Origin of the sequence: Sorangium sp. So ce302, from assembly GCF_051530145.1 — a bacterium.
Lineage (GTDB): Bacteria > Myxococcota_A > Polyangia > Polyangiales > Polyangiaceae > Sorangium > Sorangium cellulosum_B.
Genome location: NZ_CP150326.1, coordinates 8,255,544 through 8,280,167, shown reverse-complemented (window position 1 = coordinate 8,280,167; position 24,624 = coordinate 8,255,544). Strand labels below are relative to the sequence as shown.

Here is a 24,624-nt window from a genome sequence, read left to right as displayed (position 1 = left end):
CAACGGGCCACGGTGCGTGAGCTCACCGGCGCACGCTGTGCGCCAATCGCTCCATCGCTCCGCGAGCATGTCAGTCAACCTGCGTCGTGGTGGCGGCGCAGTCCTCGTCAGGCTCGCATGCTCCTACCGTGTGTCCATATTTTCTGTTCAGGACATTGACCTTCCAAAGTGGCGCGGTCCTGTATTCGTGTACGATGACCGCATGAATGAACGGGGGGAGCGGAGCGGCCAACGCCCTCGCACCGCGCCGAGTCTGTCCTTCTGGGTCGCGGGGCCGCTGGCCGTCGCGCTGCTCGTGTTCGTGGGTCCGGGGCTGTGGATCGCGGCGTGGGCCATCGAGGGCGCGATCCTGAAGAACGAGCTGGGCGCCCTCGCGCGGACGCATGACGAGTGGACCCGCCGCATGAACGACCGCCTGATCCAGGCGGAGGCGAGCGTCGCGCGGTACGGCCGCATGCTCACCTCGGCGTTGCATGAAGTCGAGGGAGAGACCCCACAGAAGTTCGACGCCCTCGTCGGGCCGTCGCGCGACGGCGGCATGGTGTCGCGCAACGCGGGCTTCGAGCCCAGGCGAGACGCCATCGTCTGGCTGCCCGCGGGGTACCCGCTCGACGACCGGGAGAAGGTCTTTCTCCTGGAGTTGAAGCGCATGACCGAGCTGTACTCGGCGGGGGCGCCGGGGGAGCCCATCAACACCTGGCTCATCCCCAGGCGGAACGGGCTCGTGATGTACTGGCCCAGCCACACGAGCTACATCGATCAGGTCGACACGACCGTCGATTTCGTCAACTCGGAGTGGACGACGCTCGCGCTCCCGGCGAACAACCCGGAAGGAAAGCCGCGCTGGACGCCGACGAGCTACGACCCGGGGGCACGCGAGTGGATGGTGAGCGTCGTGGTGCCGTTCTTCCGCGACGGGGTGTTCGCGGGGAGCGCCGGGCACGATGTCACGGTCAACGCGGTGATGGACAGCTTCCGGGAGCTCTCGCTGTATCCCCGTCGTTCTTGAACGCGACGGCCGAGATCTGCCGGATCCGCGCGGAGCAGAAGGGGATCGCGTTCGTGTTCAAGCCCGGCCCCACGCTGCCCGAGGGGGTGCGCGCCGACCAGCGGCGCCTGCGTCAGATCCTGCTCAATCTGCTCGGCAACGCCATCAAGTTCACCGAGAACGGGAGCGTCACCTTCACGGTCGCGGAGGTGCCCGGCGGGCCACACGGCGCGCGCAAGGATCTCCCGGAGGACGGCGCGAGCCCCGAATCGCGGACCAAGACGCACAGGATACGCTTCGAGATCGAGGACACGGGGACCGGCATCGGCGCCGAACACCTGGACCAGATATTCCTGCCCTTCAAGCAGGTCGGAGACAAGAGTCGTCACCGCGAGGGCACCGGGCTCGGGCTGGCGATCAGCCAGCGCATCGTCACGCTGATGGGCAGCTCCATCCAGGTCAGGAGCGAGCTCGGGAAGGGCAGCGTCTTCTGGATGGACCTGGCGCTCGCCGAGGCGCCCGACTGGACGGACACCGTGAGGCGCACGGAGCAGGGGCAGATCGTCGGCTACAAGGGCTCGCGACGGAGGCTCCTCGTGGTGGACGACAAGCCGGAGAACCGCGCCGTGGTCATCAGCATGCTCGCGACCCTCGGGTTCGAGCTGGCGGAGGCGAACGACGGCCAGGAGGGCCTGGACAGGACGGCGAGCGAGAGGTTCGATCTGATCATCACCGATCTCGCGATGCCCGTGCTCGACGGCTGGGAGATGATGCGCCGCATGCGCAAGGCGCCGGAGCTCGCAGGGACGGTGATCATCGCGTCCTCCGCCAGCGCGTTCATCACCGACCAGGACAAGAGCCTGGAAGCGGGCGCTGACGATTTCCTGGCCAAGCCGCTGCAGATGGATGAGCTGCTCGAGAAGCTGCAGCGACACCTCAAGCTGGAGTGGATCTACGAGCGGCAGGACGGCGCCAGCGAGGAGACGGAGCCGAGCCCCAGCTCGGGTGTGACCAGCATCCGCGATGTCGTCCTGCCCCCGGACGAGGACCTCAAGGCCTTGCGCGATCTCGCGCGCAAGGGGCTCGTCAATCACATCCAGAAATACGCGGACAAGCTCGAGCTGGGCGACCCTCGGCTCGCGCCTTTCGCCAAGCACCTGCGCGAGCTCTCCGAGGACTTCCGGCTGGAATCGAGAGAAGAGCTCGTCGGCGGGCGTATCGACGGTGGCGCCCGATGAGGGCGTCGGGTTGAGATCTGTTATGAGCGCAGTCATCCTCATGCAGCGTCGCTGGCGCGAAGGGTGAGGTCATCCGCTGGAGAGGGCAGTGTGACGAACGTGAGTGATACCGGAACGGTCCTGATCGTCGACGACGAGCCGCGAAACCTGAGGTTGCTCCGCGACAACCTCTCGGGCTGGGGGTTCGAGATCGCGGCCGCGACGAACGGCCTGCGAGCCATCCAGCTCGCGAAGGAAGTGGCGCCGGATCTCATCTTGCTGGACGTCTGATGGGCACGGCGGCGGCGCTTCGGCTGCTCGGCGCGACGACGGTGATCACCGGCCTGCGTCCCGAGCTGGCGCAAACGCTCGTCTCGCTCGAGATCGATCTCAGCACCGTGGTCACCCGGGGGACGCTCCGGAGCGGCATCGACTACGCGCTGCGACAGGTCCGCTGACGCCGTCTTGCCAGCGCGCCTGCGGGGCCGCGCGGGTGAGTCGGCGTACGGCGGCGCACGATGAATCGAACTCATGACAGTCACTCTGTGCGACCACGTAGCCAGGGCACCGCCAGCGAGTTGGCCATGACGGCGCGACCGCTCGACCGCTTTTTTGTTGTTAATCGTATTTATTTTACATAGCTTGAAAGCGTGCTGCCATCATGCTGTCTGCGCCGTTTCCTGGCTGTCTGCGCAGGTGCTACGGCCATGTCCCTCGCCGCCGCTCTCCCCGCGGCGGCCGCCACGCCGTTCACGACATTCGAATCGGGCCAGGTCCGCCCCCTGGCCCTGTCGGCGAACGGCAAGCTGCTCTTCGCGGTGAACACGCCCGACAACCGGCTGGAGATCTTCCGCGTCGAAGCCCATCGCTTGCAGCTCAAGGCGTCTGTGCCCGTGGGGCTCGAGCCGGTCGCCGTGGCTGCCCGGAGCGACGATGAAGTCTGGGTGGTGAACCACCTGTCCGATAGCGTGAGCGTGGTCGACGTTCGAGAGCCCGAAAGGGCGCGCGTCGTCCGCACGCTGCTCGTGGGCGATGAGCCGCGCGACATCGTATTCGCCGGGCCGCAGCGCTCGCGGGCCTTCATCACCGCGGCCCACCGCGGGCAGAACGCCCCCTTCGATCCGCAGCTCTTGACGCCCGGCGTGGGGCGCGCGGACGTCTGGGTGTTCGACGCGAGGCGGCCCGGGACGTCGCTCGGCGGCACGCCGCTCTCCATCGTGACGCTCTTCAGCGACACGCCGCGCGCGCTCGCGGTGACGCCGGACGGCAGCCGGGTCTACGCCGCCGCCTTCCACTCGGGCAACCGCACGACCGTCATCGACGAGAGCCTCGTGCCGAACGGCGGGGAGGCCGCGGGCGGACTGCCCGGGCCCGACACCAACTTCGAGGGAGTCCCCCGGCCGGAGGTCGGGCTCATTCTCAAGTTCGACGGGGCCCACTGGGTCGACGAGCTGGGTCGCCCCTGGGACGACGCGGTGCGCCTCTCGCTGCCCGACAAGGACGTCTTCGTCATCGACGCGCTCGCCAACCCGCCGCGCCAGGTGGACGGGCCAGGCGGCTTCTTCACGGGCGTTGGGACCGTCCTGTTCAACATGGTCGTGAACCCGGTGAACGGGAAGGTCTATGTGTCCAACACCGACGCCCGGAACGAGGAGCGCTTCGAGGGGCCGGGCATCTTCGCCGGCCACAGCGTGCGCGGCCACCTGCACGAGAGCAGGATCACCGTGCTCGGTCCGGGCGGCGTCGCCCCGAGGCACCTCAACAAACACATCGATTACAGCACCTGCTGCGCGCCGGTGCCGAACGACGAGAGCAAGAAGAGCCTGGCGCAACCGCTGCAGATGGCCGTGACGCGCAACGGCGCGACCCTCTATGTCGCGGCGCTCGGCTCGGACAAGATCGGCGTCTTCGACACCGCGAAGCTCGAGAACGACACGTTCGTGCCCAGCGCCGCGAACCAGATCCGCGTCCCTGGAGGCGGGCCGACCGGCCTCGTCCTCGATGAAGACAGGCAGCGGCTCTACGTGCTCGCGCGCTTCGACAACGCGATCTCGGTCATCGACACCCGGACCCGCCGCGAGGTCGCGCACGTGCCGATGCACAACCCGGAGCCTCCGAGCGTCGTCCGGGGGCGCCGCGTCCTCTATGACGCGTCGCGGAGCTCGAGCCACGGCGACTCGTCCTGCGCGAGCTGCCATATCTTCGGCGATTTCGACAGCCTCTCCTGGGACCTCGGGAACCCGGACGGCACCGCGCTGGAGAACCCGGGGCCGTTCTGTACCGATCTCTTCGGCCAGGATACGAGCTTGCACCCGATGAAGGGGCCGATGACGACCCAGAGCCTGCGCGGCATGGCGAACCACGGGCCGATGCACTGGCGCGGCGACCGCACGGGCGGCCATGATGCGCCCACGTCCCAGCCGGACAGCGGGGTCTTCGATGAGCGGGCGGCGTTCAAGAAATTCAGCGTATCGTTCGTCGATCTGCTCGGGCGAGACGAGACGATCCCGGAGGAGGAGATGGACGATTTCACGGACTTCATCCTCCAGGTCACGTATCCACCCAACCCCATCCGCGCGCTCGACGACTCGCTCACGCCCGATCAGAGCGCGGGGCGCGACTTCTTCGGGGGGCCCGTGTCGAGCATCCTCGGCGCCTCGTGCATCGGGTGCCACGCCGTCGATCCCGACGCCAACCCCGACGACTTCGCGCCGGGCTTCTTCGGCAGCGACGGCGGATCGGCCAACGCCAACGAGACCCAGCTCTTCAAGGTCCCGCACCTGCGCAATCAGTACCAGAAGGTCGGGATGTTCGGCATGGCGGAGTCGTTCGTGTTCCCGTTCGGCGGCTCCAACGCGCACATGGGCGACCAGGTCCGCGGCTTTGGCTTTCTCCACGACGGCGCCGTCGATACGCTCGTCCGCTTCAACGCGTTCTCCGATTTCGTCCAGACGCCGGAGAACCCCGGCGGCTTCCCCGTCGACCCCGAGGGGGAGCTCCTGAAGCGTCAGGTGGCGGAGTACATGCTGGCGCTGGAGTCGAACCTGAAGCCCATCGTGGGCCAGCAGATCACGCTCACGTCGTCGAACGCGGCGGTGGCCGGCCCGCGCGTCGATCTGCTCGTGGCGCGCGCCGACGCCGGCGACTGTGATCTCGTGGTCAAGGGCTGGTCACATGGGGACGAGCTGGGCTTTCTGTACACCGGCAATGGCCGTTTCGACGCCGACCGCGCGCGCGCGCCGCGGCGGTGGGACGGCGAGCTCCGCTGGCTGGCCACGAGAGGCGGCGGCGAGCTGACCTATACCTGCGTGCCGCCCGGGTCGGGCGAGCGCATCGGCGTCGACCGCGACGGCGACGGCTTCCGCGACGGTGACGAGCGGGACGCCGGCAGCGACCCGGCCGACCCGGAGAGCGTTCCGCGACGGGGACCGCACGGACCGTCCCCGTGGCCGCATCGCTGAGCGGAACGATCGCGCCTGCGCGCTCACCCGCCCATCGACCGATGAGCTGCCGCGGACAGGTGCTTCCCTGACAGCAATGCTTCCGCAGCGCTGGTGATCCGTTGCTGCCCTCGCAGCACGTCGCGGGGCAGGGGAGGGGCGGCGCTTCGATCTCCGCCGCTGCGCCCGTGGCTCCGGCGCCGGGCACGGCGCTTGCGCTCTGGGCGTGGAGATCGCGCGTGGAGATCGCGCGTGATGAGCGCGTGGTGATCGCGTGCGGCGGTCGCGCGGCGACGTGCCCGCGCGCGCACGTGAAGGACCGAGACCGAGGACACCCCATGAGCGACAATCAGCGGAAGATCCGTTTGGGCGCCTTTTTGCCTGGCGCAGGCCACCACGTGGCGGCCTGGCGGCACCCGCAGGCGCAGGCGGACGGAGGCATCAACTTCGCGCATTACAAGCGCATTGCGCAGGCGGCGGAGCGGGCCAAGTTCGACGCCGTGTTCCTGGCGGACGGGCTCGCCTTGCAGAACCGGCCCGGAGCGCAGGGGCGCACCGCTTATGGGGCCAGCTTCGAGCCGGTCACCTTGTTCTCCGCGCTCGCGGTCGTCACCGAGCGCATCGGCTTCATCGCCACCGCGTCCACCACGTACGAGGAGCCTTACCTGCTGGCCCGCAAGTTCGCCTCGCTCGACCATATCAGCCAGGGGCGGGCAGGCTGGAACGTGGTCACCACCGGCGGGGGCGAGGCGGCGGGGAACTTCGGGCTCGACGCCCACCCCGACCACGCGCAGCGCTACGTCCGGGCGCGCGAGTTCGTCGACGTGGTCACCGGCCTGTGGGACAGCTGGGAGGACGACGCCTTCCTCCGCGACAAGGCGTCCGGGGCTTACTACGATCCGGCAAAGCTGCACACGCTCGACCACAAGGGGAAGTTCTTCTCCGTTCGAGGGCCGCTCAACATCCCGCGTCCACCGCAGGGACACCCGGTGATCGTGCAGGCGGGATCGTCGGAGGCGGGCAGGGAGCTCGCGGCCGAGACCGCCGAGGTGATCTTCACCGCGCAGCAGACGCTGGAAGACGCGCAGGCCTTCTACGCCGACGTCAAGGGCCGTATGGCAAAGTACGGGCGGCACCCTGACCAGCTGAAGATCATGCCGGGGGTGTTCCCCGTGGTCGCCAGGACGGAGTCGGAGGCCAGGGCGAAGTACCAGGAGCTGCAGGACCTCATCCTGCCGGAGGTCGGGCTATCGCTGCTCTCGGGCCTGTCGGGCGGGGTCGATCTGTCCGCGTATCCTGTGGATGGGCCGCTCCCCGAGCTGCCCGAGACCAACAACAACAAGAGCCGGCAAGCGCTGATGTTCGACATCGCGCGCAAGCGCAATCTCTCCATCCGGGAGCTCTACCTCTGGGTGGCTGGGGCGCGCGGGCACTGGACGATCGTGGGCTCGGTGGAGCAGATCGCGGATCAGCTGGAGGCGTGGTTCACCCAGGGCGGCGCCGACGGGTTCAACGTGATGCCGCCGTGGCTCCCGGGCGGGCTGGACGACTTCGTCGAGCTGGTGATCCCGGAGCTGCGGCGGCGGGGGTTGTTCCGAACGGAGTACGAGGGCCGCACGCTGCGGGAGAACCTTGGGCTGGCGCGGCCGGTGAACCGCCACGCGGCCAGCGCGAAGCCGCGGGCGTCGGCGGCCTGAAGGCGCCGCTCCCGGGCGAGGGGGCGCCTGGCCGCGCGCGACACCGCGCCGGTGCGCCTCACCGCATCACGCGCTCTCCCTCGGCCGGCACGGCGGCTCGATGTACGGCGCGAGGTAGCGACAGACCGCCTTCTTCGCCTCCTCGACGTAGAGCGCGCCCTGCTGCTCGTCCCGCTGAGCGGCGAGGGCGAGCAGCGTCGATGCCATGTACAGCGCGCTCTGCGCGACGACGCGCCGCTCGGCGGGCGCGAGCTCGGGCGTCAGCGGCGAGAGGATCGCCTCGACGCGCGCCGAGAACTCGTCCCCCCACGCCGCGGCCGTCGAGAGCAGCGCGCCGGACAGCTGCACGCCGAACCACAGCTCCCGGTAGCCGGGCTCCGTCCGGTAGAACGCCGCGAGCGCGTCGAGCCAGCGCTCGGTGAGCTCCCGCCACGAGCCCGGCGGCGCCTCCGCGAGCGCCGCCTCGGTGCGCGCCCGTAGCCGCTCCAGATAACGCCCCGTCAGCGCGTGGAGCACGGCCTCCTTGTTCGGGAAGAACTCGTAGACCGAGCCGATGGACGTCCGCGCTCGCGCCGCGATGGCGTTCGTGGTGACCGCGTCGAGCCCGCGCGACGCGAGCAGCGCCGCCGTCGCGTCGAGGATCCGCTCCTTGCGCCGCTGGCTCCTCGCCTGAAGCGGCACCCGGCGGGGCGCGGTCGACGGCGGCTTCTTGCGCTTCGTGGCCATGCGCCGAGCGTACTTGACAACCTGAGCAAAAGCTCGACTATATCCGAGTGAAAGCTCAACTTCTGGAGCGCCTCGACCAGATCGGGCAGATCGAGCCGCCTCGCGCGGCGCCGGCCGGCGAAGCCGCCGGGCTGGTGGGGGCGCCCCGCCTTGGCTGGCCGGGGCTCTGCGCTGTCTCTGCCGCGACGTTCGCCTACGCCGCGTACCCGTCTGCCGCGGAGGATCGCGCCCTCGGCCTGGCCTGCTTCGGCGTCGCGCTCGCCTCCCTGCTCGCGGTGGCGCGCGCGCCGGACCGGGCGGCGCTCCACGCGCCTCTCCTGGCGGTGCTCACGCTCGCGCCCGCGTCGGTGGGGCTCGCCGCGCCGTGGCCGCTCTCCCTGGCCGCCCCGCTCGTCGTGCTCGCGCTGCTCGCGCGCGCCGTGCCGGCGCTCCGGTCGTCGATGCCGCCGCTGCGGCGCGGAGCGTTCGGGCCCGCGGTCCTCGGCTGGATCGCGGCGGTCGTCCTCGTCTCCGCGCTCGCGCTCGTGCTCTGGGTCCGGCTGATGCGGCCCGATCTGTCGCAGATGCGGGCCCTGCTCCCGCCCGTCTCGCTGCCGCTGTTGCTCCTCGGCGGCCTGGGGTTCGCGCTCTTCAACGCGCTCCTCGAGGAGGCGGTCTTCCGCCTGGTGTTCCTCGGATCGCTGGACGCCGTGACGACCTCCGGCTGGACGGCAGTGCTCGTCCAGGCGGTTGCCTTCGGGCTCCTCCACCTGAGCGGCTTCCCGAGCGGGGTCGTCGGCGTCGGCCTGGCGGCGATCTACGCCGTGATGCTCGGCGTGCTCCGGCGCCGCGCGGGCGGCCTCCTCGCGCCGTACGTGGCGCACGTCGCCGCCGATCTCACCATCTTCGCGCTGCTGCTGACCTGGACGCGGTGACCCGCGGCTCCGTCGCTCCGCCGGCGGGTGCGGCGGAGAAGCAGGACGCCTGGCTGCCTGCTCAGGCCGTTCGGAGCCCTTGCCGCTGACGGGCGGCGGAGTAGCGTCCGTGAGGGCACGCCGCCCTGCCCGAGGCACCATGAGCATCCAGGTCCCCATCGGCATCGACGACTTCCGCCGGCTCCGCGAGCTGGGGCTCGAGTATGTCGACAAGTCGCACCTGATCCAGGAGCTCGTCGACAGGCCGGGCACCGAGGTCGTTCTGCTCCCGCGCCCGCGGCGCTTCGGCAAGACGCTCAACCTTTCCATGCTGCGCTGTTTCTTTGAGCGGCACGCGCAGGATCTCTCACCGCTGTTTCGTGATCTTCGGATCTGGCAGGCCGGCGAACAGTACCGCACGCACTTCCAGCGCTACCCGGTGCTCCACCTGACCTTCAGGGGTGTGAAGGCCGAGAGCTTCGATGCGTTCTGGGAGGGGGTGCAAGACAGGATCGCGCGCCTCTTCGACGAGCACCGTGACCTGCTCGGCAGCGGCGCGCTGAGCGAGCGTGAGGCCCGGCGGTATCGCGAAGTCCTCGACGGCACGGCCGGCAGGATCGCGTACGAGACAGCGCTGCTCGACCTGTCGAGCTATCTCCACCGCTCCCACGGTGAGCGCGTGGTCATCCTCCTCGACGAGTATGACGAGCCCCTCCACGCCGGGTATCTCCACGGCTACGCCGCGCAGGTCATCGGCTTCTTCCGCGCGTTCCTTACCGAGGGCCTCAAGGGCAATCCGCACCTGTTCAAGGCGGTGCTCACGGGCGTGGCCAGGGAGAGCATCTTTTCTGGTCTCAACAACGTGGCTGTCTACTCGCTGCTCGCGCCGGAGTTCGACACATGCTTCGGGTTCACGGAGCCCGAGGTCGAGTCGCTGCTCACGAGGTCTGGCCGGCTCGAGCGGCTCCCGTCGCTGCGCGCCTGGTACAACGGGTACCTCTTCGGCGACACCGTCGTCTACAACCCGTGGAGCGTCCTGAACTTCCTCTCCCGCGAAGACGGCGCGCCGCAGCCCTACTGGGTGAACACGAGCTCGAACGATCTGGTGCGGGAGCAGCTCGAGCGGCGCGCGCTCGCGCTCGAGCCGGCGTTCGCGACGCTGCTCGACGGCGGCAGCATCGAGCGCGTGCTCGACGAGAGCGTGCCGCTCGGGGAGCTCGACCGGAGCGACGAGGTGCTGTGGAGCCTCCTCGTCCTCACGGGGTATCTCAGGGCCGAGAAGCGCTCGCGGGGACCAATGGAGCAGCCTTCGCACCTGCTCTCGATCCCGAACCGCGAGGTCCGGGGCGTGTACACGACGATCTTCCGGCGGTGCGTTGAGCTGCGTGCGGCGAGCGTCCCTTTCGCCGTGTCGCCATGAAGCTCAGGTGCGCTGGAGCAGGGCGCACCTTCGTGCGCCCCAGCGATGTTCAGCTCACCCGCAGCCGCTCGCGCCGGCCGGCTCTCCCGCCGCCGCGCGCAGGCGCTCCTTGATGTCGTCGGACAGGCACATCCGCGAGACCATGTCCTCGAACGTGTCGCGCCGCCGGATCAGCCGGCTCTTCCCGCCGTCGACGAGCACCTCGGCCGGCCGCAGCCGGCCGTTGTAGTCGTAGCTCATCACGTGGCCATACGCGCCCGCGTCCATCAGGACGACCACGTCCCCCTCGGCGACGTCCGCGGGGAACTCGCGCTCCGCGATCCACATATCCGTGTTCTCACAGACCTGGCCCGTCATCGCCATCGGGGCCGTCTGGCCGCGGCGGCCGTTGATCCGCACCTCGTGGTAAGCGCCGTACATCACCGGGCGCGCCATCGTGTTCATCGAGATGTCCGTGCCGATGATCGTCTTGTACCCCTGCTTGATCGAGATCACCCGCCCGAGCACGTAGCCCGCGTCCCCGACGAAGTAGCGCCCCGGCTCCATGACGAGGCGCGGCTCCTTCAGGCCGTGCTCCGCGCACTTCTTCCGGACCATCGCGGCGATCCCGCGGGCGACGGCCTCCACGTCGAGCGGCGGCTGCTCCCGCCGGTAGGGGATGCCGAGCCCGCCGCCGATGTCCACGAACGCGAGGTCGAAGCCGAGCTTCCGGGCCACCGGGCCGATCAGGTCGAGCAGCTTGCCCGTGACGTGCGCGAAGTTCTCCGGCTTGTTCGCCTGCGAGTGAGGCATCATGTGCACCCCGAGCCGCTCGACCCCGTTCTCGAGCGCGGTGCGATAGGCCTCCTCCACGTGGCGCGGGTGGATCCCGAACTTCGCGGACGGGCCCGCGAACGGCTTCAGATCGGGGGTCGCGATGTCCTCGCCGCTCGGGTTGATCCGGAACGACATACAGCGCGGCTTCCCGAGCGAGAACAGGCGCTTCAGGATGCCGTGATCGTCCACGTTGAAGTTCACCCCGGCGCGCAGCCCCGCGGCCAGGTCCTCGTCCGAGAGGCTGTTGCCCGTGTAGATGATCCGCTCGCCCGACAGCCCGAGCGCCTGCGCCAGGCGGATCTCGTTCGGGCTCGCGGCGTCCACGCCCGAGCCCTCGTCGACCAGGAGCTTCGCTATCTCCAGGTTGTTGCACGCCTTGATGGCATAGAAGACGGACACCTCCGGGTAATTGCCGCGCAGCGCCCGCGTGAGTCGACGGAAGTTCTCCCGGATGCGCTCGGCATCGTAGGCATAGAGCGGTGTTCCGTATTGCTCCGCGAGGTCGCGGACCGAAATGCCCCCGATCTTGATCTCTGCCTCTTGCATACTCCTCGTGGCGTCAACGCTTCAACTTTGAGAGACAACCTGAAGAAACCGTTCGCAATTCCGCGGCACAGCCTACCATGTGCCCCTGGCGGCCGGAAGGGGCGCGCCCTGCCTCGGGGTCCAGGAAGGCCGCCGGTACCCGCGCCCGCGCCCGCGCGTCCCTGGCGCTCGCCCGGAGCGCCTCGCGCGCGGCTACTTCGCGGGGTCCCGGCTGGTGAACAGGTGCCGCCAGAGCGCGCCGAGCCCGCCCACGAAGAGCGAGCCCTGGCGCTGGTCGATGTCCTCGACAGCGGCGGGGTCGAACGGCAGCTGGTCCGGGTCGATCACCTCGAGCAGGGCGCGCTCGTCCGCCGTGGGCGAGGGGTGGAGCCGCAACCGGCACGAGCTCCCAGGCGTGCGCGGCCCGGTCGACGGGCTCGCCAGCGCGTCGAGGCAGGTGACGAGGTCGTCCACCCGATCGAAGTCGGCGTCCCCCAGGTGCTCGCCGATGAGCGACGCGCGCACCGCGCGGATCGAGCGGCCCAGCGCGTCGTCGGGGTCGTCGGTCTCGACCGAGGCGTTGATCTCCGTGTCGATCGAGAGGCTGCGGTTCGTCAGGTTGGCGGAGCCCACGGTGAGGAAGCGGTCGTCGACGATCATCACCTTCGAGTGGATGTACGTGGCGCGCTCGGCGGTCTCGTCCTCGCCGCACGCCGGCAGGGTGTAGTAGACGCCGAGGCGATGGCCTGTCTCGGCCGCCACGTCGCGCAGCCCGCCGAGCACCTTGGCCTGGGAGAGGCCGACGGCGATCTGCTCCTTCATCGTCTCGGCCTCCATGTTGAGCACGAGCACAACGTCGAGGAGCGGCCGGCCCTCAGCGCGCATCCGCCGCGCGAACGCCTCCGCGATGACGTGAGAGCTGAAGTACTGGGTCTCGATGTAGATGAAGCGCTCCGCGGCGTCGATGGCGTCGAGGAAGAGGTCGCGTATCTCCGTGCGGTGCGGGACGCCGGTGGGGGCGCCGTGCGGATCGGTGCGGCTCAGCGTGACGCGCGCCGTCGCGAGCGGGATGCCGCCCTCGGGCCGGTAGTCGGGGAACGTCGCCTCGACCTCGTCGAGGTCCGGCAGCGTCATGTCCACGCCGCCCGCGCGCCGCCAGCGATCCGTGAAGATCTCGGTCAGCGCCCGCGCCACCGCGCGGCCGCGCAGGTAGGCTTGTACGTCGTGAAACGGCTTGTGCGGCTCTCCTCGGCTGACGCGGAGCGGGTTCTTGTTGGCGTGGCTGCGGTCGTCCCAGCGGTGGTCGCAGAGGTCGAGGCCGCCGAGGAACGAGAGCTCGCCGTCCACCACCACGAACTTCTGGTGGTGCGAGGCGCGCTCGACGTGGGTGGCGTCGAAGAGGAAGCGCAGGCGATGGTTCGTCCACTCGAAGACGAGCTGCTGGAGCCACTCGCGCTCGAGCGCGAACACGAGGTGGAAGTCCCACGCGAGGATGAAGATCTGGAGATCGGGGCTCTGCTCGCAGAGGTGGTTCAGGAACTTGAGCAGCGTGATCGGGCTCGACACCTGCTCCTCCCTCCCGCCCCGGAGCAGGGCGACGTCGCTGTCGAACTGCCAGCCGGCGAGGAGCAAATACCGCCGCGCCCTGGCCGCGACCCGGTAGAACTCGGGGTAATACTCGTCGGCGTCGACCAGCAGGCCGATGTCGTCCACCGGGGTGTCGCACCACGTGTGGCGGCGAGGATCGATGATCTTCCGTGCGCTCCTCATCGCGATCGCGCGCCTACGGCTTCAGGTGCTCCTCGATGAGCCGCTTCAGGCCCGCGACGTCGGGCCGGCTCCCGCTCGCTTCGCCGATGACGGCGAGCCGCTCCGCCTCGTCGCGCGAGAGAGCGGGGCATATCCACTCCAGCAACGCTGCCCAGTCCGGCGCGCCGTCGCAGCTATAGCAGTCATCGGGGATCGGCGTATTGTCGGGGAAATTCCGGAAAACCAGGTACGGCATCACATCTACCTTCGTGCCGGGATCGCGGTCGCGTCGTCCTTGCATCGTCACCGCGGCGCGCGCTCGCGCGCGTCCGCCGAGCGCTCGCCACCCCGGCTATGGCGCCGGCGGAGCCAGGGAGCAAGCGTGCCCGGGGCCGCTCCGCCGGCGGGCCGCGCCCCGAGTGGGGGGGCGGTGTGCGTTCAGGGGAGAAGCAGGAGGGAGGCCACGTGGCGCGCGCGATGGCGGTCATGTCATCGCGCTGCCATAACGCGCGCGCCGGCGTTCGGCCGCGTATCAGGGGGCGCAGCCGATCCGATCCGGCGCGACCGCCACGTCGTCATACCACATCGTCCGCGCCGGGCCGTGGAAGCCGAGGTAGCCGAAGCTGAACGTCTTGTAGTTGAGCGTCTTCACGCCGGTCTTGTCGATGATCTTGGTGCCGTTGGCGTAGACCTGGACGCCGCCCTTGGCGCCGTCGAAGTAGGCCTCCATGCAGTGCCACTGGTCCTTGGGGAGCTTCACACCGTTGCTCCCGCACCGGGTCTCGCCGCCCGTGGACAGGGTGACCTCGTCGTGCAGGTTCAGCACGAGCTGGCAGTACTGCTCGGCGATCTCCATGTTGTCGCCCAGGTTCGGCTCGCCGTCGCCCGTCATGGCCTGGAAGTAGGCGTTGTGCTCGGACTGCCCGAGATCGACGCTGCTGCGCACGTAGAGCCGGACCCAGAACGTCGAGCCGGGCGACGGGACGGAGAGCATCCTCCAGTCGTAGCCGCTGGCCCCCGGGTTCACGCGCAGCGCGCGCGAGCCGGCGTGGAAGACCGAGGTGTCGATCGCCATGTTCTTCAGCGCATCTTGCGCCTGGTACGAGGGGCGGTAGGTCGCGCCCTCGGGTAGCCCGTCGCCCTCGAAGTCGGAGCAGAACGTCGCGCTCGCCGGGCACCCGCCCGTCGGCGTCCCGCTGCCGGTGCTCGACGTGGCGCTCGTCTCGGGCGTCCCGGTGCTCGTGGTGCTGGTGCTGGTGTCGCCGCCGCCGCCGCTGCTGCTGCTGCTGGTGCTGCCGTTGCTGGTGGTGCTGCCGTTGCTGGTGCTGCCGTTGCTGGTGCTGCCGTTGCTGCTGCTCGCGGCGGGATTGCCCGTGCCCGAGCTCACGCTCGAGGCGCCGCCGGTCCCCGCGCCGCTGCCGCCCGCGCCCCCCGTTTCCGAGGAGTCGCCTGCGCCGTCCGAGCAGCCCGCCGCTGCAGCGGACAGGGCCAGACAGGAGATCCCAACCCAGGTGAAGCGTGCGATTTCGCGATCGAAAGTCATGTTGATGCCCGAAAGGTGATAGGCCCGTTCGCCGGAGCTGTGCGCTGCCGCAGCGCGGCACGTCTGCCGGTGATCCTTAAGAAACTGCCGCTGCGCCGAGGCGCGACCTGCGCTCGACGCGGCTCACAGCTCTAGCAGAATTCGCCGCACGTCGGGAGGCGTTCTTCCGGGTCCAGATGGACCGTAAACTTCTCAGCGGGGCGGCGGGCGCGGACGGCCCGGCGCGGACCGCGGGATCCTGGGCGTGACCGAGCTGTTCGGCCGCCAGCACCGCGGCGAGCGTCTCGCCGACGCAGTCCTCGCGCACGGCCCTCGCGGCGAAGGCGGCGAGGTCCGCGCTCACCGCCACCGCGCCCGTCACAGCGGGAGACAACGTGGATGCACGGAGCGCACATACTCGTCGGCGTCGCCGGTGATCTGAACGACGGCGCTCCCCATCGGGCATTTGACCCCGAAACCCGTGCTGTGCACGTTGCCGATGCCGGGGCCGACATTGATGTTGCCGTCGCCCGTCTTCCACGCCTCGACCGTCTGGCACAGCAGCTCGACCCGGTAAACGTAAGTGTCGACCCAGATGTTGATCCCGACCAGGACCTGGCTCGCAGGGCAGATCACGCTGCCCGGCCCGCCTCCGTTGCCGCCGGCGGTCACGGTCTGGAAGGCGGTGCCCAGGGTGCCGTCGCTGGCGAGCGGCGCGCAGATCAGGCCGATTTGATCGATCGAGCCGCCGCTCCGGCCGTGGACGCCCACAGCCACGTTGCCGCTCCCACAGGCGATGTCGTAAGAGATGTCGCTGCCCGTGCCGCCAGCGCCGCCCGTGCCGCCAGCGCCGCCCGTGCCGCCAGCGCCGCCCGTGCTGCCAGCGCCGCCGGTGCCGCCAGCGCCGCCGGTGCCGCCAGCGCCGCCCATGCCGCCGCCGTCGCTGCCGGCCGTCCCGCCGCCCGCGCCGCCGCCGTCGCTGCCGGCCGTCCCGCCGCCCGCGCCGCCGCCCGTCGCGCCGGCGGAGCCCGAGAAGTCGAGATCGTCGACCCCGGAGATCGCGTTGCATGCCGCGCTCCAGCACACGAAGGCGAGCGCCGCGGCCATGACCGTCACGAGAGGCTTCGTCGTCCGGACTGCTGCGTGTTCTCTCATCAGAAGCTCCCGTGGCGGATGAGCTGGCCGGGCCCGAAGCTCGTCTGGAGGGCCGACGAGGCCGGGGGGCCGAGGCGCGCGGCGGGATCAACCAGGGGGGGTTGGGTTGGCGGCATGAGGTCTCCCCTTCGGGATCGAGGTCTCGGTGCGGGCGATGGTCTGCTTTGCCGAGGCCTGGCTGACCCGGAGGGGGCGGTCGCCGTGCCGGGCGGTCAGCGGCGAGGGCAGCCAGGACGTCCGGCGTGACCATACCTGCGAGAATGGCCGGAAGGAACCTGAACGTCGCCCCGAAGGCCTTTGCGAAAGCGTTGCCGGCGGGCGGCCGGCCCTTGCCGGGGAGGCAAGGGCCGGGGCGTGCGCGGGCGACGCCCCTCTCGCCGCGGATGCATGGCGGCGCCATGGCGGATCTGCGACGGCGCGGGGAGCGCCGGGACGTGTCTGTCAGATGGGTGGGGAGTCGTGCCTGGGACTGAAGAAGCCCGGGCGCGTGGCGCGCGGGATGGCCATCCCGCGCGCGTTCATCATGCGATGCTCAAGGCCGAGCGCTCACTTCATCGACACGTTCACGCTGGCGCTCCCGCTGCTCTGATAGCCCTCCACGACCATCGAGACCTCGTACAGGTTCCCCAGCTTCATCCCCAGGCGATCCCACGCGTTGAAGTGGTTGGCGACGGAGATGGTTCCGCTCGTGCGCTTCTGCTGCCGGACGCTCCAGAACTGATAGAAGGTCTTGGTGCCTTCGATGGACGGCTGGTTGACTCGCTCGGTCCGATAGATGTCATAGGTGCCTCCGTCGCTGGTGACGGTGCCCATGAATCCCTGGCCGCCCGGCGGACGCCAGGTGCCCCAGCTGTCGATGATGTAATACTCGATGAGCGGGCCCTTCGTCCACCCGTAGACGCCCAGGTACGAGTTGCCGTTCGGCCGGTAGTCGGCCGAGTAGGTCACGATCTGGTTCTTCGACCCGGGCCTCAGGCCTTTACGGCCCAGCAGGTTGTTGATGTTGCTCCACTCGACGTTGTAGCCAGTCGCCGTGTTGGTCTGGCATCCGCTCCCGTTGTCCTTCCAGTACTCGAAGGTGTAGCCGCAGTGGGTGCCCGTCTGATTGGCGCAGACCTGCTGGTTGGGTGACGTGCACGTGCTGCCGCCGCCGGAGCCGCCCGACCCGCCGGAGCCGCCCGACCCGCCGGAGCCGCCGGAGCCGCCGGCTCCTCCCCCGCCCGAGCTGCTGCTGGACGAGCTCGAGCTGCTGCTGGAAGAGCTCGAGCTGCTGGACGAGCTCGAGCTGCTGCTCGACGACGAGGCCGAGCTCGAGCCGGTGATCGTGCCGCCGGAGCCGGTGACCGAGGCGATCGTGGGCCGCCCGCTGCCGTTCGCGCAGAAGCCCCACTGCGTCGAGGTGCCAATGCCGACCGCGCCGTTGTGGTCCACGTTCGTGGCGCTGAACTGGCCGTTCGACTCCGTGAACTTCACGTTCCACGGGTTGGGCTTCGTCGAGCCGTTGAGCGCGACGACGACGTTCCAGCCGGTGGTCGCCGGGCTGCGGGAGTTGTTCTTCACCGTCACGTTCGCGCAGTAGCCGCTTCCCCAGTCCGAGGTGACGGCGACGCTCGCCGACATCGAGCGGTCCGCGCTGTCCAGCGCGCCCTCCTGAGCCTCGATGTCCTCGTCGACGATGTTCTCGACGCTGCACGCCAGAAGGCCGCACGCGATCGAAGCGGATAGGTAGCCAAGTAAGGGAACGATGCGCATTTAAGATTCTCCATGATCGGATCGGCGGAGTCGCGGGCCTCTGCTCGAGATGGATCTATGAACCACCGAGACAGACGCGAGCCCTCCGAGCCATTGGTTAAAGTTCAAAATTTCCGGCCAACGTGCTCGTGATCCGGAGATCACCGATGCGCCCGCGGGCCTGCGCCGACCACATGCCTGGCAATCACGATGTTTGTCGGACAGATGCTCACATGCGAACACCCCGTGTGACGGGGCCGGGCATCAACTCGGAAAAAGCAAGAGCAACTCGAACGCGTAGCCGCAAGAAGCAAGTAGCCCCGGCAGGTTCACCCGGAGTCCTCCCCTGTACGATCCTGCAACCGACTGCGGCCCCCGGCCGAGAGCGGTCCGGATGGTCAAGAAGGATTAGAATATTCACACAAACAGGAGGGCAAAGTCAAGACTCTTTTCTAAGTCGCGTTCGCTTTTTCACGGCCCGGCCAGCTGCTTCTTCTTGGCGTGCTGTGGTTGTCTCGCGAGAGCGAGATCCAGTCACGTTGCGCGCGTAGGTCCGAAGATGGAACCTAGATTTGTTCACCCTCCTGGAAAAGAGACGAACACTCGAAAAGCCGGCCTCCGGTTGATCTGACTCATCCGATCTCGTCTCGCGGTGAAACTCCACGAGGAACAGGGCCTGACCGTCGTGGTCGAACTGATGCAGCACCTCTGGCGCGACGATCCTGGGGCGCTCCGGATCCAGCGGCGACTCTCGACCGCCGAGCCCGTCGGTGCGAGAGCGGAGCCGCCTGGAGACCATGTGGAACACACCCCCACACCGGGTCTGGCCGCGTGGTTTGACGAGCCTCTCGGCCGTCAGCCCTTCTCTCCGTCCTTCCGGATCCCGAGCTTCCGCATCTTGCTTTGCAGCGTCGTCGGCTTCAGCCCAAGCGCCGCCGCGGCCCCGTCCTCGCCGTAGATCTTCCCGCCTGCGGCCCGCAGCGCGTCCTCGATGCAGCGCTGAGCGGCCTCTCGGTACGTCATCACGCGCCCTGTCGCGCCGGGCGCCGCGGAGAGCGGCGCTGACAGGATGAGCTCGTCTCCGGTCGACATCACCATCGACCGCTCGATCACGTTCTCCAGCTCCCGCACGTTGCCCGGCCAGCCGTGCGCCCAGAGCCGCGCCATCGACTCCGCGCTCACCCGCGGCGGCGTCCGGCCGAAGCTCGCCGCCACCTTCTCCACGATGACGCGCGTGAGCGGCTCCAGGTCCTCTGGCCGCTCCCGCAGCGGGGGGACGATGATCGGGAATACCTGCAGCCGATAATAGAGGTCCTCGCGGAACGCTCCGCTCGCTACCATGTCCTCGAGCGGCCGGTGCGTCGCGGCGATCACGCGCACCGAGACGCGCACCGCGCCCTCGCCGCCGACGCGCTCGATCTCGCCCTCCTGGAGCACGCGCAGGAGCTTCGCTTGCGCCGCCCTGGGCAGCTCGCCGACCTCGTCGAGCAGCAGCGTCCCGCCGCTCGCGCGCTCGAACAGCCCGAGGTGCCGCGCCGCGGCGCCCGTGAACGCGCCGCGCTCGTGTCCGAACAGGGCGCTCTCGACGAGCCCCTCGGGCAGCGCTCCGCAGTTGACCGCGAGGAACGGCCGCTCCGCGCGGCGCGACAGCGCGTGGATGCGGCGCGCGATCACCTCCTTGCCCGTGCCCGTCTCGCCGCGCACCAGCACGGTCGTGTCCTGCCGCGCGACGAGCGGCACCATCTGCTGGAAGATCGCCCGCATCGCCGGGCCCACCGCGACCACCTCCCTCGGCAGGGCGACGCGATCGAGCTCCTCCTTGAGCGTCCGCTTCTCCCCCTGCGCGCGGCGCGCGATGGCCGCGACGCGCCCGAGGACCTGCACCTGCCGCAACGCCACGGCGAGCAGGCGACCGATCGCCTCGAGCAGGGCGGGCGAGACGTCGAGCGCAGCGCCGCCGCCGAGCGCCATCGTGGCGCAGCCGACGGCGCCCTCCGCGTCGCGGAGCGCGAAGACGGCGAGCGTCTCGCCGCCCGCGCCGCGCCGGACCTCCGGCGCGCCCGGCGCGGCCGCGCCGCGGCGCAGATCGAGCCGCCGCAGCGGGAGATGGCGCGAGAGCGCGGCGCTCACCGCGGGGACGAGCGTCGCCTCGGTGTGCGCGCGGGCCGAGGCCTCGCCGAGGTCGGCGAGCAGGAGAAGGGCGTGATCGGCGGAGGCGGTCATCGTGCGCGGAGCGAGGCCGACGAAATGGCGTTGCGCGGCACCGTAGGGGCGTTGCCTGGACCGCACAAGGCCGGCGAAAGCCCGGGAAAAGCCGCTCGGGCCGCGGGCACGCGCCCTGCTCCCTGCCGGAAAAGGGAGAGGAGAGCGCGCGGACGACCGCGCCACGGAAAGGAACCCTCATGGCCTACGTCATCGCCGAGCCCTGCGTCGCCACGTGTGATACCGCCTGTGTCCCTGTCTGCCCCGTGGACTGCATCCACGGCCCGCTCGCGGCGGACGAGATCTCGCGCATCCCCGAGGGAGAGCGGAAGACACGCCTCGCCGGTCTCCAGCTCTACATCGATCCCGAGTCGTGCATCTGCTGCGGCGCCTGCGAGAACGAGTGCCCGGTGGGCGCCATCTTCGATGAAGACGAGCTGCCGGCCGAGTGGCAGCGCTACCGGGAGATCAACGCGCGCTTCTTCGACGACCGCGCGAAGGAGCGCGCTCCGGAGGAAACCTGAGCGCGGCTCGGGAGCGGCCGATAGCGACGAGCGACGCGAGGAGAGGCGGAGGTGGCCGCGGGGCATTGACAGTCCAGAGTCGTCGCGATGTCATGCGCCTCTCTTCCACGTGCTCCGCCCACCGGTCAGCTTCCAGGCGCGCGCGATGTGCATCGGGCTCTGCTGTGCGGCGCTCGCGTGCATGGCGCCGCCCGGCCCGAAGGGCGTGCTTCCCTTTCTCGCGTCTCCGGCGGGGCTGGGCGTCGCTGCGCTGGCGCTCATGGCGCTGGGGACGTCGATCGAGGACCTCGGCAGGATCCGGCGCATCCGCGCCGGCGTGGGCCTCTGTGTCGTGGCCGCCGCGCTCGTCGCGGCCGGCGCGCTGTGGGGCACCGCGCTGCCCGCGCTCAAGCCGTCGCTCGCCTGGTTCGCCTGGCTTCTTTATGGCGCCGGCGCGATCGGCGTCGCCCTCGCGCTCCGGCGCGATATCGCCGTCTTCCGCGATCCGCGTCACGGTCAAGCCGTCCGCCTGGAGTCGATCTCGGCCGATGCCGTTCGTCTCACCGCCAACGGGGCTCCGGTAACCATCCCCGCCGCTCAGATCCGCAGCGTGAGCCTCGGCGCCAGCCTTGAAGGGCGGGGCGTCTTCGTCCTCGTCGGCAGCCGGGACAAGGTGATCGGCGACGCGCGCGCGCTGCCCTGGGTCGCCGCCCATCGGGACGGCGATACCTTCGTCTTGACCGAGCACCAGGCGGCGCTCGACGCAGAGGTCCTGGCCGTGCGGCTGCACGAGGCAGCTTCCGCCAGCGGAGGGGATTATCGATGAAGGCGAGCGAACACGCGGCGGACGGCGCTCTCGAGATCCCGCTCCGCCGTCCCTACCTGGAGCTCCTCCTGAGCGCCTTCTTCTTTGCGGTCTGCGCGGCGGTCCTCACCCACCGGGCACAGACGAACGACCGCGGCCTGATCCTGAACGGGATCCTCCATTTCGAGCCTGGAGGCGCCGACGTGTTCTACGCGGTGCTGGCGACCCTGTCAGGGGCCTTCTGCGCGCTCGGCGTCCTCGTCGCCGCGCGGTTTGCGGCGCTCAAGGAGTTCCGGATCGTCCTTGGCCCTCGATCGATCACCTTGCCGTCGATGCATCCGCTCCGTGGCGCGCGGGAGGTCACCGTGCCGCTCGATCGCGTCGAGTCCGTGGAGCTGCAGCCGCCGGCCAAGCCGATCACGCTGGTGATCCGCGAGGACGATCGCTCCCATAACATCCCGCAGCGCTGGCTCACCAAGGGCTGGCCGGCCGAGGAGGTCGCCGGCGCGATCATCGCGCGCGTGCGGGGGTCGCAAGCGGGGCAGCGCGCCGGCGGGTAGCGCGCTGCATATCGTCGGATCTCGGCCGCGACGCGGTAGTAGGATGGCGCCCGATCACGAGGAGGCACTCATGAAGGCCGCGGCCGCGCTGGTGAAGGACATTCGCGAAGAGCTCCGGAGCATCGACGATCAGCTGAGGGCTCACCCCTATCCGGACGCCATCGAGCTGGGAGAGGTCACCGTCGAGGGATTGAGGGCCTTCCCGGGCCACCAGCACCACGTGGTGCTCAGCGACCTGCGCTCGATGGCGATGATGCTCCAGCGCTTCGGGGACACGCCCTGGCGCGATTTCTGGAGCGGTGTCCTCCAGGGCGAGCTCGTGGCGCCGGACGGGATCGCTGCCATGGGCCGGAAGCTCGGCATGACGAAGGACGACCTGGATCGGTACGAGGTCACCGCGGAGGGGTTCGCGTATGCCGTCCAGATGGCCTGGGCGGCGGCCAACGCCTCGGCGGCCGAGATCGCGTGCGCCCTGCTCATCAACTTCCCTGCCTGGGGGTTCAACTGCGGCAGGATGGGGAAGGCGCTCCGCGACCGGTACGGCTTCGGCCCGGAGCACACCGCCTTCCTGGACGCGTTCGCGGCCCTGCCATCGTTCGAGGACACCGCGGTCGCCATCATTCAGGACGGGCTCGACCGCGGCGTGGAGCCCCGCGCGATCCGCCGCACGACCAGGCTATTTCAGGCGTATGAGAAGATGTTCTGGGACGCGATGATGGCGCTGGGAGCGCAGAAGGCGAGCGGCTAGCTAGCGCCGCCCTTCCTCGCGCTCACACCCGTACTTCTCGCGGATCTCCGCCGCCATCCTGTGAATCACCGCGCCGGCGTCGGCGCGCACGTGCAGCTCCAGCCCCGGCATCAGCTCCACGCGCCGCCACGCCCGGCCGAGCTCCTCCGTATCCGCGCGCTCTCCCGCGCCCGGCGCTGCGCTCTCGGGTGGCTCCGGCGGCAGCACCTCCTTCGCCAGCTCCTCGAGCGAGATCGCGGCGAGCTTCCGCTTGATCTCCGGGAGCAGCAGGTTGTGCTCGCGCAGCTTCTTGATCGCGAGCGCCCGCACGAGGTGCTCGCGGCCGTACGTCGTGCGGCGGCCGTGGAACGCGGGCTTGTCCATCAGACCCTCCGCGAACCAGTGCTTGATCGTGCCGGTGCTGACACCGGCCGCGCGCGCCAGCTCGACGGCGCTGTAGCCGCGCGGGGCGACAGGGGGCGTGGGGACCAGGGGCATCGAGGTACCCTAGCCAAAAAACCAGACAAATGTCGACAGAATCTAGACAGTTGTTTCTGGTTTCCAGGTAGATGGAGGCTCCAACGAGAGATTGGCCATAGAAATCTAGCTAATATCAAGCCTGAATCAAAGAATCTTCTCAAAAAACCAGGATGATGTGCCCTGAATCCAGAAAAACGGCTCAAGGATCGAGCGAATCGAGTCGCCCCGATCGTGCTGGTGGGGTCGACAAGGGCGGCCGGCGCGGGCGGTGGTACACCCTGCCGTCATGACGACGACGGGCGCGCCGCAATCCATCTACCTCCCCAGAGCCTTCGAGGCACCCGACCTCGCCCACCTCCACGATCTCATCGACGCGCACTCCTTCGGCATGCTCATCGCGCCCGGGGAGGACGGCGTGCCCATGGTCGCGCACCTGCCGTTCCTTCTGGAGCGCGACAGCGGCCCTCACGGCACCTTGCTCGCGCACGTCGCGCGGGCCAACCCGATCCGGCGCGCGCTCGATGGGAGCACGCCGGTCCTGGCCGTCTTCCGCGGGTCGCACGGGTACATCTCGCCCGGGTGGTACGCCTCGCGCGACGACGTGCCGACCTGGAACTACGCCGTCGTCCACGCGCACGGCGCGCCGCGGGCCATCGAGGACCACGACGCGCTCCTCGCGCTGCTCGCGCGCCTCTCCGACGTGAACGAGCGCGGGCAGCCCGAGCCCTGGAGCGTCGCGGAGCTCTCGCCGGAGAAGCGATCCGCGCTGCTCCCCGCGATCGTCGGCTTCTCGATGGAGATCACGCGGATCGAGGGCAAGCTCAAGCTGTCGCAGAACCGCCGCCCCGAGGATCGCGACGGCGCCATCGCCGGGCTGCGCGCGCGGGGCACGCCCGATGACCTCGCGCTCGCGGAGGCGATGGAGCGCGCCCGCCCCCGCTGAGCCGTCAGGCTTCGCGCGCTCGCGACCTCCACGATCCCCGCGACCGGACAGGGAATGACGAAGCAGTACGTCGATGCAGTGATCCAAGGGGACTTTCAGGATGCCCAGCGCATCTTCGAGCGGCTTCCACAGGAGGGGCGCCTGCGCTCGCTTGATCCCGGGCAGATCCTGGTCGAGCACAGGGCCAACCATCACGATCGTGTACTTACCTGGCTTGGCGTCGAGGGAATGAAAGGCGCTTGGCGTGCTGCAGTGAACGGGAGGTGGGTCCTCTACGGTTTCGACGATAACATCGTCTTGAGCCGATGCGTCTCCGCTGATGACCAGCAGGCTTTGGCGCGCCACGGGTTTGTGGACTGATGAGTCAGGAACGTCTTCCCGTGTGGCAGTCGTCCGTCTGACCCCCTCCTGCCCCGAGCGCGAGCCCCCAGCGGACCTTCGCTCACGTGTCCGGTTGCGCGCCACGATCGGCATCGGCGGGGCCCGCTCCCCGCCGCCGTTCCAGTCGAGCGCCGGGGGGCCGCG

General features: G+C 69.6%; 23 protein-coding genes. 14 read left to right on the top strand and 9 right to left on the bottom strand.

Annotation, left to right across the window (positions count from 1 at the left end; all coding sequences use genetic code 11):
* Nucleotides 1-202: 202 nt before the first annotated feature.
* The 6 genes from WME73_RS31220 (at nt 203) to WME73_RS31195 (ending at nt 7,342) form a co-directional block, all read left to right on the top strand.
* On the top strand, nt 203-1,009 hold the full coding sequence (locus tag WME73_RS31220) for a hypothetical protein (RefSeq protein WP_437911910.1): 807 nt from the start codon (nt 203-205) through the stop codon (nt 1,007-1,009).
* Nucleotides 1,006-2,226, top strand: a complete 1,221-nt coding sequence (locus WME73_RS31215) for an ATP-binding protein (RefSeq protein WP_437911909.1) — start codon at nt 1,006-1,008, stop codon at nt 2,224-2,226. The genes WME73_RS31220 and WME73_RS31215 overlap by 4 nt, the downstream gene beginning before the upstream one ends.
* Nucleotides 2,227-2,316: 90 nt before the next feature.
* Complete coding sequence (locus WME73_RS31210; protein ID WP_437740029.1) at nt 2,317-2,496, top strand: response regulator; 180 nt, start codon at nt 2,317-2,319, stop codon at nt 2,494-2,496.
* A complete protein-coding gene (locus WME73_RS31205) occupies nt 2,496-2,663 on the top strand; it encodes a hypothetical protein (RefSeq protein ID WP_437740028.1) in 168 nt (55 codons plus the stop codon). Before WME73_RS31210 ends, WME73_RS31205 begins: the two co-directional genes overlap by 1 nt.
* Before the next feature lie 249 nt (nt 2,664-2,912).
* Nucleotides 2,913-5,666, top strand: a complete 2,754-nt coding sequence (locus WME73_RS31200) for a beta-propeller fold lactonase family protein (protein WP_437911908.1) — start codon at nt 2,913-2,915, stop codon at nt 5,664-5,666.
* Between the two features lie 317 nt (nt 5,667-5,983).
* The gene (locus WME73_RS31195; protein WP_437740026.1) at nt 5,984-7,342 is read left to right on the top strand and encodes an LLM class flavin-dependent oxidoreductase; all 1,359 of its coding nucleotides are present in this window, start codon (nt 5,984-5,986) and stop codon (nt 7,340-7,342) included.
* 66 nt (nt 7,343-7,408) lie between these two features.
* Here WME73_RS31195 and WME73_RS31190 read toward each other — a convergent pair whose 3' ends face one another.
* Complete coding sequence (locus WME73_RS31190; RefSeq protein WP_437911907.1) at nt 7,409-8,068, bottom strand: TetR/AcrR family transcriptional regulator; 660 nt, start codon at nt 8,066-8,068, stop codon at nt 7,409-7,411.
* Nucleotides 8,069-8,115: 47 nt separating this feature from the next.
* Here WME73_RS31190 and WME73_RS31185 point away from each other — a divergent pair, with 47 nt between their 5' ends.
* Complete coding sequence (locus tag WME73_RS31185; protein ID WP_437911906.1) at nt 8,116-8,982, top strand: CPBP family intramembrane glutamic endopeptidase; 867 nt, start codon at nt 8,116-8,118, stop codon at nt 8,980-8,982.
* Nucleotides 8,983-9,121: 139 nt separating this feature from the next.
* Entirely contained in the window at nt 9,122-10,381 is a 1,260-nt protein-coding gene (locus tag WME73_RS31180; protein WP_437911905.1) for an AAA family ATPase, read from the top strand.
* Nucleotides 10,382-10,435: 54 nt separating this feature from the next.
* Here the strand turns inward: WME73_RS31180 and lysA are convergent, their stop codons facing one another.
* The 7 genes from lysA to WME73_RS31145 form a co-directional block, all read right to left on the bottom strand.
* A complete protein-coding gene (lysA, locus tag WME73_RS31175) occupies nt 10,436-11,743 on the bottom strand; it encodes a diaminopimelate decarboxylase (RefSeq protein ID WP_437740022.1) in 1,308 nt (435 codons plus the stop codon).
* 192 nt (nt 11,744-11,935) lie between these two features.
* Nucleotides 11,936-13,492: a phospholipase D-like domain-containing protein gene (locus tag WME73_RS31170; RefSeq protein ID WP_437911904.1), complete on the bottom strand. Its 1,557-nt coding sequence runs from the start codon at nt 13,490-13,492 to the stop codon at nt 11,936-11,938.
* A 13-nt stretch (nt 13,493-13,505) separates the two neighbouring features.
* Entirely contained in the window at nt 13,506-13,727 is a 222-nt protein-coding gene (locus WME73_RS31165) for a hypothetical protein (protein ID WP_437740020.1), read from the bottom strand.
* 276 nt (nt 13,728-14,003) lie between these two features.
* Nucleotides 14,004-15,014, bottom strand: coding sequence for a hypothetical protein (locus WME73_RS31160; RefSeq protein WP_437740019.1), 1,011 nt, complete (start codon nt 15,012-15,014; stop codon nt 14,004-14,006).
* 357 nt (nt 15,015-15,371) lie between these two features.
* The gene (locus WME73_RS31155; RefSeq protein WP_437740018.1) at nt 15,372-16,148 is read right to left on the bottom strand and encodes a hypothetical protein; all 777 of its coding nucleotides are present in this window, start codon (nt 16,146-16,148) and stop codon (nt 15,372-15,374) included.
* A gap of 546 nt (nt 16,149-16,694) precedes the next feature.
* Nucleotides 16,695-17,900 carry a glycoside hydrolase family 11 protein gene (locus WME73_RS31150; protein WP_437740017.1) on the bottom strand — a complete coding sequence of 402 codons (1,206 nt, stop codon included), beginning with the start codon at nt 17,898-17,900 and terminating at the stop codon, nt 16,695-16,697.
* A gap of 834 nt (nt 17,901-18,734) precedes the next feature.
* The gene (locus WME73_RS31145; RefSeq protein WP_437740016.1) at nt 18,735-20,102 is read right to left on the bottom strand and encodes a sigma-54 interaction domain-containing protein; all 1,368 of its coding nucleotides are present in this window, start codon (nt 20,100-20,102) and stop codon (nt 18,735-18,737) included.
* Nucleotides 20,103-20,281: 179 nt separating this feature from the next.
* Between WME73_RS31145 and WME73_RS31140 the strand changes: the two genes are divergently transcribed.
* From WME73_RS31140 to WME73_RS31125, 4 genes are all read left to right on the top strand, one after another.
* Nucleotides 20,282-20,605, top strand: coding sequence for a 4Fe-4S dicluster domain-containing protein (locus WME73_RS31140; RefSeq protein ID WP_012238179.1), 324 nt, complete (start codon nt 20,282-20,284; stop codon nt 20,603-20,605).
* A gap of 109 nt (nt 20,606-20,714) precedes the next feature.
* Nucleotides 20,715-21,410, top strand: a complete 696-nt coding sequence (locus tag WME73_RS31135; RefSeq protein WP_437911903.1) for a hypothetical protein — start codon at nt 20,715-20,717, stop codon at nt 21,408-21,410.
* Nucleotides 21,407-21,949, top strand: a complete 543-nt coding sequence (locus WME73_RS31130; protein ID WP_437740014.1) for a hypothetical protein — start codon at nt 21,407-21,409, stop codon at nt 21,947-21,949. The genes WME73_RS31135 and WME73_RS31130 overlap by 4 nt, the downstream gene beginning before the upstream one ends.
* A 70-nt stretch (nt 21,950-22,019) precedes the next feature.
* Nucleotides 22,020-22,697, top strand: a complete 678-nt coding sequence (locus tag WME73_RS31125) for a hypothetical protein (RefSeq protein ID WP_437740013.1) — start codon at nt 22,020-22,022, stop codon at nt 22,695-22,697.
* Here the strand turns inward: WME73_RS31125 and WME73_RS31120 are convergent, their stop codons facing one another.
* A complete protein-coding gene (locus WME73_RS31120) occupies nt 22,698-23,174 on the bottom strand; it encodes a helix-turn-helix domain-containing protein (protein WP_437740012.1) in 477 nt (158 codons plus the stop codon).
* 268 nt (nt 23,175-23,442) lie between these two features.
* Here WME73_RS31120 and WME73_RS31115 point away from each other — a divergent pair, with 268 nt between their 5' ends.
* Both WME73_RS31115 and WME73_RS31110 read left to right on the top strand, forming a co-directional pair.
* Nucleotides 23,443-24,099, top strand: a complete 657-nt coding sequence (locus WME73_RS31115) for an FMN-binding negative transcriptional regulator (RefSeq protein ID WP_437911902.1) — start codon at nt 23,443-23,445, stop codon at nt 24,097-24,099.
* A gap of 54 nt (nt 24,100-24,153) precedes the next feature.
* Entirely contained in the window at nt 24,154-24,459 is a 306-nt protein-coding gene (locus WME73_RS31110) for a hypothetical protein (RefSeq protein ID WP_437740010.1), read from the top strand.
* Nucleotides 24,460-24,624: the final 165 nt, after the last annotated feature.